Genomic DNA, 15,544 nt, shown 5'->3' on the forward strand with positions numbered 1-15,544 from the left:
CCCGGCGATCAGATGCCCGCCCACTCCCCGGGCGAGGTCCACGCCCGGAGGGTGCGGCCACTGACGAAGCTGTGCCGGAGGCCGGTCAGCGGGTCGGTGAACTCCAGCTTGCGGGCCAGCAGCTGGAGCGGGCGGCGGAAGTCGCCGGGTGAGGTGGCCGGGGCCACCTCCGGGTAGAGGGGGTCGCCGAGGATGGGGACGCCGAGCGAGTTGAGGTGCACCCGGAGCTGGTGGGTCTGGCCGGTGGCGGGCAGCAGGCGGTAGCGGGCCAGCCCGTCCCGTTCGCGGAGTCCGGTGATCTCCACCCGCGTCACCGCGTTGGGCTCGCCCGTCACCTCCCGCGCGGCCAGCACGCCGCGCTCCTTCAGGATCCGGCTGCGCACGGTCCGGGGCAGCTCCAGCGCCGGGTCGTGCCGGGCCACCGCCTCGTACTCCTTGTGCATCCGGCGCTCGCGGAACAGGCCCTGGTAGGCGCCGCGTTCGCCGGGGCGCACGGTGAACAGCACCAGTCCGGCGGTCAGCCGGTCCAGCCGGTGCGCCGCGCCCAGTGCGGGCAGGCCGAGATCGTGGCGGAGGCGGGCGAGCAGGGTCTCGGAGACATGGGAGCCGCGCGGGGTGGTGGCCAGGAAGTGCGGCTTGTCGGCGACGACGATGTGCTCGTCCCGGTACACCACCTCGACCGGGAACGGCACCGGCACCTCCGGCGGCAGCTCGCGGTGGAACCACACGAACATCCCCGGCCGGTACGGCGCGTCCGGCGCCACCGGCAGCCCGCCGGCGTCCACCACCGCCCCGGCGTCGAACATCGCCTCCACCGTGCCCGGCCCGGCGCCCGTCATCCGCGCCACCAGATGCTCGCGCACCGTGGCCCACGACCCGTCCACGGGCAGCCGCACCCGCACAGGGTCGACACCCCGGCGCTGGGGGAGCGGGGCGGGCGGAGGCTGCGTACGGCGTCTCATCAGGTGTCCCAGGTTACGGGGGTGGCCCGATCCAGCCGGTCCGCCCCCGGCACTTGGCAGGATGCGGGCATGCCCTGTCTGACCAGCCCGGTGCTGCCCGGAGGAACCCTCTCCCACCGGCCGCAGCCGGAGATCCCGGCCGGTGCCGGGCTGCGCCTGCGCCCTTGGCGGGCCGAGGACGCGCCCGCCGTCCACGCCGCCTTCCAGGACCCGACGCTCAACCAGTGGCACGCCAAGTCCTGCGACTCCCCCGAGGAGGCCGCCGGCTGGATCGAGGACTGGCACGGACAGTGGGCGCGCGAGTGCGACGCCCACTGGGCCGTGGTCCGGGCGGACACCGGTGAGCTGCGCGGCCGGGCCGCCCTGCGGGAGATCCGGCTGCGGGACGGCGTCGCCGAGGTGGCGTACTGGACCCTGGCGTCGGCGCGCGGGCAGGGCGTGGCCGGACATGCCACGGAGGCTCTGACGCGCTGGTCGTTCGGCGAGATCGGCTTCAACCGGCTGGAGCTGATGCACGCCACCGCCAACGCGGCGTCCTGCCGGGTCGCCACCAGGGCGGGATTCGAGCTGGAGGGCACCCGGCGCCGGGCGCTGCTGCACCCCGACGGCTGGCACGACATGCACCTGCACGCCCGGCTCAGGGGCGAGTGAGCCGGGCGTTCAGGCGGCCGCGTTCTCCTGCTCGGCCTCGATGCGCGCGTTCCACTCCCGCTTGCCGGCCTGCCAGCCGTCCTCGTCGTGGCCCAGGCGCCAGTAGCCGGAGATCGACAGGTCCTCGCGGGGGATCCGCGCCTCGACCCGCAGCATCCGGCGCAGTTCCTTCACGAAGGACGCCTCGCCGTGCACGAACGCGTGCGGGCGGCCTCCGGGGAACTCCAGGGCCCCTACGGCCTCCAGCAGGGCCTCGCCGACCGGGCGGTCCCCGCGGTGCAGCCAGACGACCTCGACCTCGGAGTCGATCTTCTGCTCCTCCCCTGGGCCGGCCACCTCCACGAAGGCGTGCGCCGGCGTGCCCGGCGGCAGGGTCTCCAGGGCGCGGGCGATGGCGGGCAGCGCGCTCTCGTCCCCGGCGAACAGGTGCCAGTCGGCCGTCGTGTCGGGGGTGTAGGCGCCGCCGGGGCCGAAGAAGCGCACGGTGTCGCCGGGGCGGGCCCGGACGGCCCAGGGACCGGCGAGGCCCTCGTCGCCGTGGATGACGAAGTCGAGGGTCATCTCCCGCTGCCCGGCGTTCCAGGCGCGCACGGTGTACGTACGGGTCACCGGCCACTGCTCGCGGGGGAGTTCGGCCTGGATCCGCTCCAGGTCGAACGGCTCCGGGTAGGTCATCCCGTCCACCGGGGCGAAGAGCAGCTTCACGTAGTGGTCGGTCCACGTGTCGGCCGCGAAGTCGGCCAGTCCGGCGCCGCCGAGCACGATCCGCTGGACGTGCGGGGTCAGCCGCTCGGTGCGTACCACCTGGGCGGAACGGAGCTTGCGCGGCTTGCGCCCCGGACGCTCTGCCATGACGGCCTCCTGCTGCCTTGATCAGGTTTACCTAAGTTAGCACTTCGCGCCGGTGTCCCCCCGGTGCCGGGGGATTCCCCCCGCCCGGAAACTTCCCCTGCGCAGGGAGCCGTACTCACGCCCCCAGTGTCGTCAGCAGCCGCTGAAGGGAACCGCCCAGGCCCCAGCGGGCCGCGAGCGCGTCCAGTGCGGCGGGGTCGCGCGGGGTATGCGGCAGCGCCGTGTCCACGCCGGGCAGCGGGACGTCGTCGGCGACCCGGACGACCTTCGGGGCGACGGCGAGATAGGGGGCCGCCTCGGTCAGCCGCTTGCGCTGAGCGGGAGTCAGCTTCGCCCCGGGGTCGTCCACGGCGGCGACGATCCCGGCCAGGTCCCCGAACTCGGCGAGCAGCTTGGCCGCCGTCTTCTCCCCGACACCGGGCACGCCCGGCAGGCCGTCGCTCGGGTCGCCGCGCAGCAGCGCCAGGTCCGCGTAGCCCCGGCCGTCCACGCCGTACTTCTCGCGCAGCCATGCCTCGTCGGTGAGCTGGAGGGTGCCGACGCCCTTGAGCGGATACAGGACACGGACGCCGCGGGCGTCGTCGACCAGCTGGTAAAGGTCACGGTCTCCGGTGACGATGTCGACCGGGCCGTCGGCGCGGGCGGTGAACGTGCCGATCACGTCGTCCGCCTCGTATCCGGCCACCCCCACGCGGGCGATGCCGAGCGCGTCCAGCACCTCCTCGATCACCGGGACCTGCGGGGAGAGGGTGTCCGGGACCTCCTCGGCGTCCGGTGCGCCCTCGTGCTCCTCGGCCACCCGGTGCGCCTTGTAGGAGGGGATCAGGTCGACCCGCCACTGCGGGCGCCAGTCGGCGTCCATGCAGGCCACCAGCCTGTCCGGGCGGTGGTCCTTGACCAGGCGGTCGATGAAGTCCAGCAGTCCGCGCACCGCGTTCACCGGGGTGCCGTCCGGCGCCCTGACCGAGTCCGGCACACCGAAGTAGGCGCGGAAGTACAGCGAGGCGGTGTCGAGAAGCATCAGTCGTCCGGTCACGCTCGCATCATGCCGCACCGCACCGACAGCGGGCCCGCACGCCGGGCCCCTGGCGTGACCTGGGCCACTTCGGCGTTTGGCGCAAATACGCCCGGGCAGGCGCCGCGCGCCGGAACGAGGCAATCGCTTACCAGGTGACAACCATCCCTCGCTCCTGCCCATTGCCGCCTAGCCGAGGGACATGCATGACCGCGAGAATCGAAGCGGAACATCTCTACAAGGTGTTCGGCAGACGACCGGACCAGGCCGTGGAACGGCTCGAACAAGGCGCCGACCGCGACGAGCTGCGCGCGGAGGGCAGCACCGCCGCCGTCATCGACGCCTCCTTCGCCGTCGCGCCGGGGGAGATATTCGTTGTCATGGGCCTGTCCGGCTCGGGCAAGTCCACCCTGCTGCGCACGCTCAACGGCCTGCTCACCCCCACCGCGGGCCGCGTCCGCTTCGACGGGCAGGACCTCACCGCCCTCGGGGACCGCGAGCTGCGCGAGGTCCGGGCCAACAAGATCAGCATGGTGTTCCAGCACTTCGCACTCTTCCCGCACCGCAGCGTCCGTGACAACGCCGCCTACGGCCTGGCCGTGCAGGGCGTGCCCCGCGCCGAGCGCGAACGCCGCGCCGACGAGGCGCTCGCCCTGTGCGGGCTGGCCGGCTGGGAGGACTCCTGGCCGGACGAACTCTCCGGCGGCATGCAGCAGCGCGTGGGCCTCGCCCGAGCGCTCGCCACCGACGCCGACCTGCTGCTGATGGACGAGTCCTTCAGCGCGCTGGACCCGCTGATCCGCCGCGACATGCAGGACCAGCTCCTCGAACTGCAGAAGACGCTGCACAAGACCATCGTCTTCATCACCCACGACCTCAACGAGGCCATGCGCCTGGGCGACCGCATCGCCGTCATGCGCGACGGCCGCATCGTGCAGACCGGCACCGCCGAGGACATCCTGCTGCGCCCCGCGGACGACTACGTCGCCTCCTTCATCCAGGACGTCGACCGCTCCCGCGTGCTCACCGCGTCCGCCGTCATGGACACCGACGTGCGCGGCGACGAGGCCGACTGCGCCTGCGAGACCGCGACGCCCGGCACACCGTTCACCGAACTGTGCGCGATCAGCGCCCGCCTGAGCCACCCGGTCGCCGTCCTCGACGCCGGCCGCACCCTGGTCGGAGTCGTGCCCGAAAGCCGCCTGGTCGGCTTCCTCGGGGACGAGCAGGGAGCCCCGATCGCCTGCGACCACCCCCGCGACGAGAGGAAGGTGACCGCCCGTGCCTAGGCTTCCGCTCGGCGACTGGGTCGACTCCGGGGTCGACTGGCTGGTCGGCCACCTCTCCTGGCTCTTCGACGCCGTCCGCGCCGTCCTGGAGGGCATGTACGACGGCATCGACGCCGTCCTCACCGCCCCGCAGCCCCTGCTCCTCGCCGGCATCCTCGCGGTCCTCGCCTGGTGGCTGCGCGGACTGCTCGCCGGCGTCCTCGCCTTCGCCGGATTCGCCCTGGTGGACTCGCTCGACCTGTGGGAACGGGCCATGTCCACGCTCTCGCTGGTGCTGGTCGCCACCATCATCGCGCTGGTCATCTCGATCCCCCTCGGCATCTGGGCCGCCCGCTCCCGCGCGGTGAGCGCCACCCTGCGCCCCGCGCTGGACCTGCTCCAGACCATGCCGTCGATGGTGCTGCTGATCCCGGCCATGCTCTTCTTCGGGCTCGGCACCGCCGCCGGCGTCGTCGCCACGCTGATCTTCGCGCTCGCCCCCGGCGTCCGCATGACCGAGCTGGGCATCCGCCAGGTCGACGCCGAACTGGTCGAAGCCGCCGAGGCGTTCGGCACCACCCCCCGCGACACCCTGTGGCGCGTGCAGCTCCCGCTCGCCCTGCCCACCATCATGGCGGGCGTCAACCAGGTCATCATGCTCGGCCTGTCCATGGTCGTCATCGCGGGCATGGTCGGCACCGGCGGCCTCGGCGGGGCGGTCAACGAGGCCATCGGCCAGCTCGACATCGGCTACGGCTTCGAGGCGGGCGTCGGCATCGTCGTCCTCGCCATCTACCTCGACCGGGTGACCGGCGCCCTCGGCACCCGTCTCTCGCCGCTGGGCCGCCGCGCCGCCGCCAAGGCCCGGCCCACCGCCTGGTCGTACCGGCCGCGCCCGGCCGTCGCCGTCGTCGCGGTGGTCGTGCTCGCGCTGGTCGCGGGCGGCCTCGGGGTCTTCGGGCCCGGCGCCACCAGGTCCACCGCGTCCGGTACGGACATCGGCCGGGGCAAGGAGATCAAGCTCGGCTACATCCCGTGGGACGAGGGCACCGCCTCCACCTTCCTCTGGAAGGAGCTGCTGGAGCGGCGCGGCTTCAAGGTCAGCGTCACCCAGTACGCGGCCGGCCCCCTCTACACCGGCCTCGCCACCGGCCGCCTGGACTTCGAGACCGACTCCTGGCTGCCCACCACGCACGCCGAGTACTGGAAGAAGTACGGCGACCGGATGGAGGACCTGGGCAACTGGTACGGCTCCACCTCCCTGGAGCTGACCGTCCCGTCCTACGTGAAGGACGTGGACTCCCTGGCCGACCTGAAGGACCACGCCGCCGAGTTCGACGGCCGGATCATCGGCATCGAGCCCAGCGCCGGCATGATGGGCCTGCTCAAGGACAAGGTGCTCGACCAGTACGGCCTCAAGGGCGACTACCAGGTCGTCGACGGCTCCACCCCGGCCATGCTGACGGAGCTGAAGCGGGCCTACGCCAGGAAGCAGCCCGTCGTCGTCACCCTGTGGTCCCCGCACTGGGCCTACAGCGACTACGGGCTGAAGAAGCTCAAGGACCCGGCCGGCGCCTGGGGCAAGGGCGACGCGGTGCACACCCTCGCCCGCAAGGGGTTCAGCGAGGACAACCCCGAGGTCGCCAAGTGGCTGAAGGACTTCTCGATGACCGAGAAGCAGCTCACCGGCCTGGAGGCCCGCATCCAGAAGGCCGGCAAGGGCAAGGAGCAGGACGCCGTGCGCGCCTGGCTCGAGGACAACCCGAAGCTGGCCGACACCTGGGCACCGGCCGGCGCGGCCGGGAAGGAAGCGGCCGGATGAGGTGAGGGGCGGACGCGGCCACCGCGTCCGCCCCCTCGGCCGGTTCCACCACCGTGCAGATCCGGCCAACCACGCAGCGCCACGCTCCCCGCCTGGCGGGAACACCCGGGGACGCGCGAGCCTTGAACCAGGTGAACGCCGCGGAAAGCCGGAACAGGAGCAGGCGTCCGGCGGACCGCGGCACTGGCGCGAACCGTGGGGTTCCGGCCCGGCGGCCGCGCGGGATGTGAGAGGCGCGTGCAACGGTTTGCCGAACGTGCGTAGGGTGCAGACAACTCAGGACAGCGACGCCCGGCACGGGGCGTCCGGGCAGCCGCGCCACGCGTGAAGGAGGGAGCCGCAGCGATGGGCGACCACAAGGAGCGACAGCCCGTGCGGGTCGGCGCGGCCGTCCGGCGGCGCCGCCGGACGCTCGAACTCACCCTCGCGGTCGTGGCCGAGCGCAGCGGCCTCTCGGTGCCCTTCCTCAGCCAGGTGGAGAACGACCGGGCCCGCCCGAGCCGCACCTCCCTGGAGAAGCTCGCCGACGCGCTGCGCACCACGGCGGTGGAACTCCTCGCCGCCGCCGACCCCGCGTGCAGCGTCGACGTCGTACGCGGTGAACCGGCCGCCGAGGGCGACTTCACCGCCCGGACGCGCACCCTGGTGCGCGGCCACCACCAGCTGCACGCCTCCGAGTTCACCGGCGACCACGACGCGGGCCGCGAGTTCCAGCACCGCAACGACGAGCTGATGTACGTGGCCGACGGCGCGGTGGAGATCGAGGCCGAGGGCCGAGCCTACCGGCTCGGCCGGGGCGACACCCTGTACCTGACCGGCGGCGTGCGCCACCGCTGGCGGGCCACCGTGCCGGACACCCGGGTGATCGTGGTGGCCGTCGCCGAGCACATCGAGGCGGTCCAGGACCGGTCCCGGTAGTGCGGGTCGTCTCCCTGGTGCCGTCCCTGACCGAGGCGGTCGCCGTGAGCCTTCCCGGCGTTCTCGTGGGCGCCACCGACTGGTGCGAACGCCCGGCGGATCTCGACGTCGTGCGCGTCGGCGGCACCAAGAACCCCGACACCGCGCGCATCGCCGCGCTCGGGCCCGACCTCGTGATCGCCAACGAGGAGGAGAACCGCGCCCCCGACCTCCAAGCCCTGCGCGCGGCGGGCGTCCCGGTGCTGGTCACCGAGGTGCGCACGGTGCCGCAGGCGTTCACCGAGCTGGAGCGGGTGCTGTCGGCGTGCGGCGCCACCGGCCGGCCCGGCTGGCTGGACGGCGCCGAGGCGGCCTGGGCGGCGCCGCCGGCGCCGTCGCGGCCGGTGAGCGCCGTGGTGCCCGTCTGGCGCCGCCCCTGGATGGTGCTCGGCCGGGACACCTTCGCGGGCGACGTCCTGGCCCGCCTCGGCGTCCGGCACCTGTACGCCGGGCACGCCGAGCGCTACCCCCGCGTCCCGCTCGACGAGCTGAACGCGGCGGCCCCCGAGCTGGTCGTCCTGCCCGACGAGCCGTACCGCTTCACTTCCGGTGACGGCCCCGAGGCGTTCCCCGGCGTGCCCTGCGCCCTGGTCAGCGGACGGCACCTGACCTGGTACGGACCCTCTCTGCTCGAAGCGCCCCGCGTGCTGGCCCGGGCGCTGGCAGCAGCACGCCGCTGAGCAGCCCGCGCACGGTACCGGTGGCCGCCGCGGCCCAGGCGGCGAGCAGCAGGGCGTACAGGCCGGCCGCCAGCCCCGCGTACACCGTCAGGCCGGTGTGCCGGGCCAGGGAGGACGCGCCGGTGACGCATGTGCCGACCGGGAAGGTGAGCCCCCACCAGGCCGGCGAGAACCGCATGCCGCGGCGGCGCGCCCGGACCACCTGCGCCGCGGCGAACGCCAGCCACAGCAGCGCGAACCCCATGACCGGCACCCCGTACAGCACGGCGAACACCGCGAGCCCCCGGTCGTACGGCGCCGGGACCACGCCCGGCGCCAGGTCCGCGATCGCGCCGGTGGCGGTGGTGGACTGGCCCAGCGGGCCGAGGACCAGGAACAGGGCCGGGGTCAGCGCGAGCGGCAGCGGGCCGTGCAGCAGCAGCCGGGCGAGGAGCAGCGGCAGCATCAGCAGCGTGGCCAGCAGACTCAGCCCGAACAGCGCCAGAGCGCCCAGCAGCAGGGTCTCGCGCGGCTGGCCCGGCGGCAGATGCGACGCGAGGGCGGGACCCAGCGCGGCCGACACCATCGGCGCGACCAGCGGCAGCAGCCACACCGGGGTGGCGTCGGCGAGAGCGGGCCGGTGCCGGGTGACCATCAGGTACGGCACCGCCACGGCCGCCGCCAGGCCCAGGGCCGTACCGGCGGTGAACAGCACGCTGTCCAGGGCCACGGCCGCCCGGGTGCCGATCCAGTACCGGCCGGCCGAGAGCGCGCCGCCGCCGACCGCGAGGAGGGCCATGGCGGTGCAGCCGTAGAAGGGGGCCGTCGCCGGGTCGAGAAGATGCGCGCGGGCCTGGTCGCGGTGGTGGGTCCAGTGCAGGGCGCGGGCCGCCAGGAGGGTGAGCAGCAGGAGCAGGGAGAGGGCCCACAGGGCGGCGCAGAGCCAGCGGACGTGGGAAGGGAGGGCGGCGCCCGCCGAACCGACGATCGCCGTGCCCATGACGGCGGCGTACCAGTTCGGACCGAGGTGGCGGAGGCGGGCTGCGGTGACCATGAGACCAGCTTCCCGGCCGGGCCGGGAGCCGACCAGGGAGTTCGGATCTATGGGGGCATAAGGTGCTCTTATGAGCGAAGAGCGGGCGAGGAGCGGTTCGCTGGCGCACCGGGTGCCGGATCTGGGCGCGCTGGAGCTGCTGCTGGCCGTGGCCCGGCTGGGCAGCCTGGGCGCGGCCGCGCGGGAACTGGGCATCACCCAGCCCGCCGCGAGCAGCCGGCTGCGCTCCATGGAACGGCAGCTCGGAGTCGCCCTTGTCGACCGCTCACCGCGCGGCTCCCGGCTCACCGACGCGGGCGCGCTGGTCACCGACTGGGCCCGGCAGGTCGTGGCGGCGGCCGAGGTGTTCGACGCGGGGGCGCAGGCGCTCCGGGCCACGCGGGACTCCCGGCTGCGGGTCGCGGCCAGCATGACCATCGCCGAGTACCTGCTGCCAGGCTGGCTGCTCGCGCTGCGCGCCGGACGCCCGGACACGGCGGTGTCGCTGCTCGCGGGCAACTCCGCCAAGGTCGCCGAGCTCCTGCTCGCCGGCGAGGCCGACCTCGGCTTCGTGGAGGGTCTGACGGTTCCCGCCGGCCTGGACTCGGCCGTCATCGCCCACGACCGGCTCACCGTCGTCACCGCCCCGGCCCACCCCTGGGCCCGCCGCACCGGCCCCCTGACGACGGCGGAACTCGCCGCCACCCCTCTCATCCTGCGCGAACGCGGTTCCGGAACCCGTCAGGTACTCGACGCCGCCCTCGGCGCCCCCGCCCGCCCGCTCATCGAACTCTCCTCCACCACCGCCGTGAAGGCGGCCGTGATCGGCGGCGCCGGCCCAGCCGTCCTCAGCGAACTCGCCGTCGGCGAGGAACTGGCCACCCGTCGTCTGATCGGCATCCCGGTGGAGGGCGTCGCCCTGCGCCGGGACCTGCGAGCGGTGTGGCCGACGGGACACCGGCCCGCCGGACCGGCACGGGAACTACTGTCGTTGACCCGGGACTGAGGGGCAGTCCCGTCGTCCCCGGCGGAACGGCGCGCGGCGTCGGGCGCGGTGCACCGCGCGGCGCGGGCTCGCGCGCGCACCGGGCGGGTGCGGTGGCCCGGCGAGGCGCGGTGGCCGCCGTCCCGCTTCCGCCGGGGATCGCGGGCCCCTCAGGCCCCGCCCCGGCTCGCCGCGGCGACCAGTGCCCGCATCACCCGGTCGTCCGTGCCCATCTCCGGGTGCCACTGCACGCCCAGTACCCAGCCCCCGGCGGCGGGGAGTTCGACGGCCTCGACGGTGCCGTCGGCCGCGTGGGCGGAGGGGACGAGGCCGGGGGCCAGGCGGTCGATCGCCTGGTGGTGGTAGGTGGGGACGCTGGTGCCCCCCGGCTGGATGGACGCGTAGAGGGTGCCCGGTACCGGGTGCACCGGGTGGGCGCCGTAGACGCCCACCGCCTCCGTGTGGCCCTCCAGGTGCTGGACGAGGGTCCCGCCCAGGGCGACGTTGAGGAGCTGCATGCCCCGGCAGACGCCGAGCAGGGGGACGCGCGCGGCCAGCGCGGCCCCGATCAGGGCGAGTTCCCAGGCGTCGCGCTCCGGGGCGGGCGGACCGCAGCGGGGGGAGCGTTCGGCGCCGTAGCGGGCGGGATCGATGTCGGGGCCGCCCGCGATGACCACGCCGTCCAGGCGGGCCACCACCTCCGCGGCCAGCGCCGGGTCGTCCGGGGGGAGCAGTGCGGTGAGGCCGCCGGAGCGGCTCACCAGGCGGGGGTAGGCGGCGGGGAGGAGGGCCGCCTCCAGTTCCCAGACACCCCAGCGGGCGCCCGCCTCCAGATACGTGCTCACGCCGATCAGCGGCCGTCCGCCCATGTGCCCTCCAAAGGTGCTCGACGACACCTTTGCAGAGCCGAGGTCAGGCCAGGAAGCCCCGCAAGAGGGCCGCCGTGCCCGCGCAGTGCTCGCGGGCGATCTCCCGCGCCGCCTCCGCGTCCCGCTCCAGCACCGCCTCCACCAGCGCGGTGTGCTGCCGCTGGGAGTGCTCCAGGTTCCGGACCAGCAGCGGGATGCAGTCCAGCAGGTCGTTGACGCCCGCCCGCACGGCCGCGTACTGCGCCGCGAGCGAAGGCGAGCCGCACAGCCCGGCCAGCGTCAGATGCAGCAGGGTGTCCCGGCGCCGGTAGTCCGCGAGCGGCGCGTCGCGGGTGTGGTCCAGCGCCCGCCGCAGCCTTACCAGGCCCTCCCCGGTCAGCCCGTGCGCCGCGCACAGCCCGGCGGCGCCCACCTCCAGCACCTCGCGGAAGCGCAGGACGTCCTCGATGTCGACGCCGGCCGTGCGGCGCCGCAACTCGTCCTCCCCGGCCCCGTCCGCGCGGCGCAGCACGAACGTGCCGCCGTACCGACCGCGCCGCGACTCCACCAGCCCCTGGTCGTGCAGCACCCGCAGCACCTCGCGCAGCGTCACCCGGCTGATGCCCAGTCTTTCGGCCAACTCCCGCTCGGAGGGCAGTCGTTCACCGTCGCGGACGAGGCCGAGCCGGACCACCTGGAGGATCTGCTCCAGCGCTTCCTCGAAGCCGTTGCCCGCACGCACCGGCCGCAGCACCGCGCCCAGCCGGTCGGCCCCCTCTCCCGCCTCCCGCGCCCCCGTCCTTCCCGCCATCCGGTCGCGCCCCCTTCCCAAGCAATGGTTCCCCGCCATACCTTATGGCTCCCCGCCGGACCGCGCGCAGCACGTCCCAGGAGGCTCTCCCGTGGCAGACCGCACACCCCCGCTGAGCATCGAGGAACTGCGGGCGCTGGTCGCCGGCGGTGAGATCGACACCGTCGTGCTGGCCTTCCCCGACATGCAGGGACGGCTCCAGGGCAAGCGGTTCGCCGCCCGCTTCTTCCTTGACGAGGTGCTCGACCACGGCACCGAGGGCTGCAACTACCTCCTCGCGGTCGACACCGAGATGAACACCGTCGACGGCTACGAGATGTCCTCCTGGGACCGGGGCTACGGCGACTTCGCCATGCGCCCCGACCCGGCCACCCTGCGCCGCCTGCCCTGGCACCCCGGCAGCGCGCTGCTCATGGCCGACCTCGCCTGGGAGGACGGCGCCCCGGTCACCGCCGCCCCGCGCCAGATCCTGCGCCGTCAGCTGGAGCGGCTCGCCGGGCTGGGATACACCGCCCGGGCGGGCACCGAGCTCGAGTTCATCGTCTTCCGGGACAGCTACGAGCACGCCTGGGACTCCGGGTACCGGGGGCTGACCCCGGCCAACCAGTACAACATCGACTACTCCATCCTCGGCACCGGTCGCGTGGAACCCCTGCTGCGCCGGCTGCGCAACGAGATGGCGGGAGCGGGCCTCACCGTCGAGTCGGCCAAGGGGGAGTGCAACCCCGGCCAGCACGAGATCGCCTTCCGGTACACCGAGGCCCTGCGCACCTGCGACCAGCACGCGGTGTACAAGACGGGGGCCAAGGAGATCGCCAGCCAGGAGGGGATGGCGCTCACCTTCATGGCCAAGTTCAACGAGAAGGAGGGCAACTCCTGCCACATCCACCTCTCGCTCGCCGACGAGGACGGCCGCAGCGTGATGGCCGAGGGCGAGGGCATGTCGGACGTGATGCGGTACTTCCTGGCCGGGCAGCTCGCCGCACTGCGCGACTTCTCCCTGCTGTACGCACCGAACATCAACTCCTACAAGCGGTTCCAGCCCGGCTCCTTCGCGCCCACCGCCGTGGCCTGGGGCCACGACAACCGCACCTGCGCGCTGCGCGTCGTCGGCCACGGCCCCTCGCTGCGCTTCGAGAACCGGCTGCCCGGCGGTGACGTCAATCCGTACCTCGCCGTCGCCGGACTCGTCGCCGCCGGGCTGTACGGGGTCGAGCATCGGCTCGAACTGGCCGAGCCCTGCGCGGGCAACGCCTACACCGCCGAGTACGAGCACGTGCCCACCACCCTGCGCGAGGCAGCCCGGCTCTGGGAGACCAGCCCCATCGCCGAGGCCGCCTTCGGCGAGGACGTGGTCGCCCACTACGCCAACATGGCCCGCGTCGAGCTGGCCGCCTTCGACGCCGCCGTCACCGACTGGGAACTGCGCCGGTCCTTCGAGCGCCTGTGAACAGGCCCCCGGCCCGTGAACACCCGTGAACCCGCGAACACCCGTGAAAGGTGACACCTCCTTGACGGACCCGCACGAACTCCAGGTGATCGACCCGGCCACCGAGGAGACCCTCGCCACCGTCCCCGCCGCGAGCGCCGAGGACGTGGCCGCCGCCGTCGCCCGTGCCGTCCCCGCCCAGCGCGCCTGGGCCGCCCTCGCCCCCACCGACCGCGCCCGGCTGCTGCGCCGCTTCGCCGACACCGTCGACGCGCACACCGAGGAACTCGCTCTGCTGGAGGTCCGCGAGGCCGGTCACACCCTCGCCAACGCCCGCTGGGAGGCCGGCAACGCCCGCGATCTGCTGCTCTACGCGGCGGGCGGCGCCGAGCGCCTCAACGGCAGCCAGATCCCGGCACCCGGGGGCTGGAACGTCACCTTCCACGAACCCCTCGGCGTGGTCGGTGTCATCGCCCCCTGGAACTTCCCGATGCCCATCGCCGCATGGGGCTCCTTCCCGGCGCTCGCCGCGGGCAACGCAGTGGTCCTCAAGCCCGCCGAGACCACCCCGCTCACCGCGCTCCGCCTCGCCGCACTGGCCCTGGAGGCGGGCCTGCCCGAGCACCTCTTCCAGGTGCTGCCCGGCCACGGCCACACCACCGGACGTGCCCTCGTCGACCACCCGGACATCGCCAAGGTCGTGTTCACCGGCTCCACCCGCACCGGACGGGAGGTCGCGGAACGCTGCGCCCGCCTGCTCAAGCCGGTCACCCTCGAACTCGGCGGCAAGAGCCCCAACATCGTCTTCGCCGACGCCGATCTGAAGGCCGCCCTCGACCCCTTCTCCTTCCTCGACAACGCCGGCCAGGACTGCTGCGCCCGCACCCGCGTCCTCGTCCAGCGCGAGATTCACGACGAGGCACGCGCCTTCCTCGCGGAGGCCCTCGCCGCCGTGGTCGTCGGCGACCCGGCCGACGAGAAGACACAGATGGGCCCGCTGATCTCCCGCTCCCAGCTCGACCGCGTCCGCTCCTACGTCCCGGACGGCGTCCCCGCCCTGCGTGGCACCGCACCGGACGGACCCGGATTCTGGTTCCCGCCGACGGTGCTCACCGACGCAGCCCCCGACAGCCCGGCCGCCCGCGAGGAGATCTTCGGGCCCGTCGCCGTCCTGCTGCCCTTCGACGACGAACGGGACGCGATCCGCCTGGCCGACGACACCCCCTACGGGCTCTCCGGGTCCATCTGGACCCGCGACCTGGGCCGCGCCCTGCGCGTCTCCGGTGCCGTGCGCGCGGGCAACCTGTCCGTCAACTCCCATTCCAGCGTCCGCTACTGGACCCCGTTCGGCGGCTTCAAGCAGTCCGGACTCGGCCGCGAACTCGGCCCGGACGCCCTGACCGCATTCACCGAGACCAAGAACGTCTTCCTCAGCACGGAGGGGCCCGCTTAAGTGATCGAGACCGAAGCTCCCGTCTGCCGCCGCCTGGTCGGCCGCACCGCCGTCGTCACCGGAGCCGGCAGCGGCATCGGGCTGGCCACCGTCCGCAGACTGGCCGCGGAGGGCGCCCGCGTGGTCTGCGCCGACATCGACGAGACCAGCGGCAAGGCCGCGGCCGAGGAGGTGGACGGGCTGTTCGTGAGGACCGACGTCACCGACCCCAAACAGGTCGAGGCGCTGTTCGAGGCCGCCCACGACACCTGCGGCAGCGTCGACATCGCCTTCAACAACGCCGGCATCTCCCCGCCCGACGACGACTCCATCCTGGACACCGGCCTGGAGGCGTGGAAGCGGGTGCAGGAGGTCAACCTGACCTCCGTCTACCTGTGCTGCAAGGCCGCACTGCCCTACATGCGGCGCCAGGGACGCGGTTCCATCATCAACACCGCGTCCTTCGTGGCCCGGATGGGCGCGGCCACCTCCCAGATCTCCTACACGGCGTCCAAGGGCGGTGTGCTCGCCATGTCCCGCGAACTCGGGGTGCAGTTCGCCCGCGAGGGCATCCGGGTCAACGCCCTGTGCCCCGGCCCGGTCGACACCCCGCTGCTCCAGGAACTGTTCGCCGCCGACCCCGAGCGGGCCGCCCGGCGGCTGGTGCACATCCCGCTCGGAAGGTTCGCGCGGGCCGACGAGATCGCCGCCGCCGTCGCCTTCCTCGCCAGCGACGACGCCTCCTTCGTCAACGCCACCGACTTCCTGGTGGACGGCGGCATCTCAGGCGCCTACGTCACCCCTCTCTGACCGGCGCGTA

15 protein-coding genes are annotated in these 15,544 nt (G+C 73.8%); 9 read left to right on the plus strand and 6 right to left on the minus strand.

Annotation, left to right across the window (positions count from 1 at the left end; genetic code table 11):
- Window positions 1-8 precede the first annotated feature (8 nt).
- Complete coding sequence (locus ACWCV3_RS25360) at window positions 9-962, minus strand: pseudouridine synthase (protein WP_451228451.1); 954 nt, start codon at window positions 960-962, stop codon at window positions 9-11.
- Between the two features lie 69 nt (window positions 963-1,031).
- Here ACWCV3_RS25360 and ACWCV3_RS25365 point away from each other — a divergent pair, with 69 nt between their 5' ends.
- On the plus strand, window positions 1,032-1,613 hold the full coding sequence (locus ACWCV3_RS25365; RefSeq protein WP_451228454.1) for a GNAT family N-acetyltransferase: 582 nt from the start codon (window positions 1,032-1,034) through the stop codon (window positions 1,611-1,613).
- A 9-nt stretch (window positions 1,614-1,622) separates the two neighbouring features.
- On the opposite strand, the gene ACWCV3_RS25370 is transcribed toward ACWCV3_RS25365, so the two are convergent.
- The gene (locus ACWCV3_RS25370; RefSeq protein WP_451228457.1) at window positions 1,623-2,465 is read right to left on the minus strand and encodes a siderophore-interacting protein; all 843 of its coding nucleotides are present in this window, start codon (window positions 2,463-2,465) and stop codon (window positions 1,623-1,625) included.
- 115 nt (window positions 2,466-2,580) lie between these two features.
- On the minus strand, window positions 2,581-3,501 hold the full coding sequence (locus ACWCV3_RS25375; protein WP_451228460.1) for a 5'-3' exonuclease: 921 nt from the start codon (window positions 3,499-3,501) through the stop codon (window positions 2,581-2,583).
- Window positions 3,502-3,686: 185 nt separating this feature from the next.
- On the opposite strand from ACWCV3_RS25375, the gene ACWCV3_RS25380 reads away from it, so the two are divergent.
- The 4 genes from ACWCV3_RS25380 to ACWCV3_RS25395 all read left to right on the plus strand — a co-directional run bounded on the left by ACWCV3_RS25380 (window position 3,687) and on the right by ACWCV3_RS25395 (window position 8,207).
- Entirely contained in the window at window positions 3,687-4,769 is a 1,083-nt protein-coding gene (locus tag ACWCV3_RS25380) for a quaternary amine ABC transporter ATP-binding protein (protein WP_451228462.1), read from the plus strand.
- Complete coding sequence (locus tag ACWCV3_RS25385; protein WP_451228465.1) at window positions 4,762-6,570, plus strand: ABC transporter permease/substrate binding protein; 1,809 nt, start codon at window positions 4,762-4,764, stop codon at window positions 6,568-6,570. The genes ACWCV3_RS25380 and ACWCV3_RS25385 overlap by 8 nt, the downstream gene beginning before the upstream one ends.
- A gap of 345 nt (window positions 6,571-6,915) precedes the next feature.
- On the plus strand, window positions 6,916-7,488 hold the full coding sequence (locus tag ACWCV3_RS25390) for a helix-turn-helix domain-containing protein (protein WP_451228467.1): 573 nt from the start codon (window positions 6,916-6,918) through the stop codon (window positions 7,486-7,488).
- A complete protein-coding gene (locus tag ACWCV3_RS25395) occupies window positions 7,488-8,207 on the plus strand; it encodes a helical backbone metal receptor (RefSeq protein WP_451228470.1) in 720 nt (239 codons plus the stop codon). The genes ACWCV3_RS25390 and ACWCV3_RS25395 overlap by 1 nt, the downstream gene beginning before the upstream one ends.
- Here ACWCV3_RS25395 and ACWCV3_RS25400 read toward each other — a convergent pair.
- Window positions 8,119-9,240 (minus strand): SLAC1 family transporter, encoded by a 1,122-nt coding sequence (locus ACWCV3_RS25400; protein ID WP_451228473.1) that lies wholly within the window; start codon window positions 9,238-9,240, stop codon window positions 8,119-8,121. The two genes, ACWCV3_RS25395 and ACWCV3_RS25400, sit on opposite strands and share 89 nt — an antisense overlap.
- A gap of 70 nt (window positions 9,241-9,310) precedes the next feature.
- On the opposite strand from ACWCV3_RS25400, the gene ACWCV3_RS25405 reads away from it, so the two are divergent.
- The gene (locus ACWCV3_RS25405; protein WP_451228475.1) at window positions 9,311-10,225 is read left to right on the plus strand and encodes a LysR family transcriptional regulator; all 915 of its coding nucleotides are present in this window, start codon (window positions 9,311-9,313) and stop codon (window positions 10,223-10,225) included.
- A gap of 149 nt (window positions 10,226-10,374) precedes the next feature.
- Here ACWCV3_RS25405 and ACWCV3_RS25410 read toward each other — a convergent pair whose 3' ends face one another.
- Window positions 10,375-11,073, minus strand: coding sequence for a gamma-glutamyl-gamma-aminobutyrate hydrolase family protein (locus ACWCV3_RS25410; protein WP_451228478.1), 699 nt, complete (start codon window positions 11,071-11,073; stop codon window positions 10,375-10,377).
- 43 nt (window positions 11,074-11,116) lie between these two features.
- A complete protein-coding gene (locus tag ACWCV3_RS25415; RefSeq protein ID WP_451228481.1) occupies window positions 11,117-11,863 on the minus strand; it encodes a FadR/GntR family transcriptional regulator in 747 nt (248 codons plus the stop codon).
- A 91-nt stretch (window positions 11,864-11,954) separates the two neighbouring features.
- On the opposite strand from ACWCV3_RS25415, the gene ACWCV3_RS25420 reads away from it, so the two are divergent.
- The 3 genes from ACWCV3_RS25420 (at window position 11,955) to ACWCV3_RS25430 (ending at window position 15,534) form a co-directional block, all read left to right on the plus strand.
- Window positions 11,955-13,313, plus strand: coding sequence for a glutamine synthetase family protein (locus tag ACWCV3_RS25420; protein ID WP_451228483.1), 1,359 nt, complete (start codon window positions 11,955-11,957; stop codon window positions 13,311-13,313).
- A gap of 61 nt (window positions 13,314-13,374) precedes the next feature.
- Window positions 13,375-14,745, plus strand: coding sequence for an aldehyde dehydrogenase family protein (locus ACWCV3_RS25425; RefSeq protein WP_451228486.1), 1,371 nt, complete (start codon window positions 13,375-13,377; stop codon window positions 14,743-14,745).
- Window positions 14,746-15,534: a 3-oxoacyl-ACP reductase gene (locus tag ACWCV3_RS25430; protein ID WP_451228489.1), complete on the plus strand. Its 789-nt coding sequence runs from the start codon at window positions 14,746-14,748 to the stop codon at window positions 15,532-15,534.
- Window positions 15,535-15,544: the final 10 nt, after the last annotated feature.

Source organism: Streptomyces sp. NPDC001781, assembly GCF_053596035.1.

Excerpts from the sequence above, each read along its gene's own strand:
- ACWCV3_RS25360 (WP_451228451.1), bottom strand. The coding sequence starts at position 962 with ATGAGACGCCGTACGCAGCCTCCGCCCGCCCCGCTCCCCCAGCGCCGG.
- ACWCV3_RS25365 (WP_451228454.1), top strand. The coding sequence starts at position 1,032 with ATGCCCTGTCTGACCAGCCCGGTGCTGCCCGGAGGAACCCTCTCCCAC.
- ACWCV3_RS25370 (WP_451228457.1), bottom strand. The coding sequence starts at position 2,465 with ATGGCAGAGCGTCCGGGGCGCAAGCCGCGCAAGCTCCGTTCCGCCCAG.
- ACWCV3_RS25380 (WP_451228462.1), top strand. The coding sequence starts at position 3,687 with ATGACCGCGAGAATCGAAGCGGAACATCTCTACAAGGTGTTCGGCAGA.
- ACWCV3_RS25390 (WP_451228467.1), top strand. The coding sequence starts at position 6,916 with ATGGGCGACCACAAGGAGCGACAGCCCGTGCGGGTCGGCGCGGCCGTC.
- ACWCV3_RS25400 (WP_451228473.1), bottom strand. The coding sequence starts at position 9,240 with ATGGTCACCGCAGCCCGCCTCCGCCACCTCGGTCCGAACTGGTACGCC.
- ACWCV3_RS25405 (WP_451228475.1), top strand. The coding sequence starts at position 9,311 with ATGAGCGAAGAGCGGGCGAGGAGCGGTTCGCTGGCGCACCGGGTGCCG.
- ACWCV3_RS25410 (WP_451228478.1), bottom strand. The coding sequence starts at position 11,073 with ATGGGCGGACGGCCGCTGATCGGCGTGAGCACGTATCTGGAGGCGGGC.
- ACWCV3_RS25415 (WP_451228481.1), bottom strand. The coding sequence starts at position 11,863 with ATGGCGGGAAGGACGGGGGCGCGGGAGGCGGGAGAGGGGGCCGACCGG.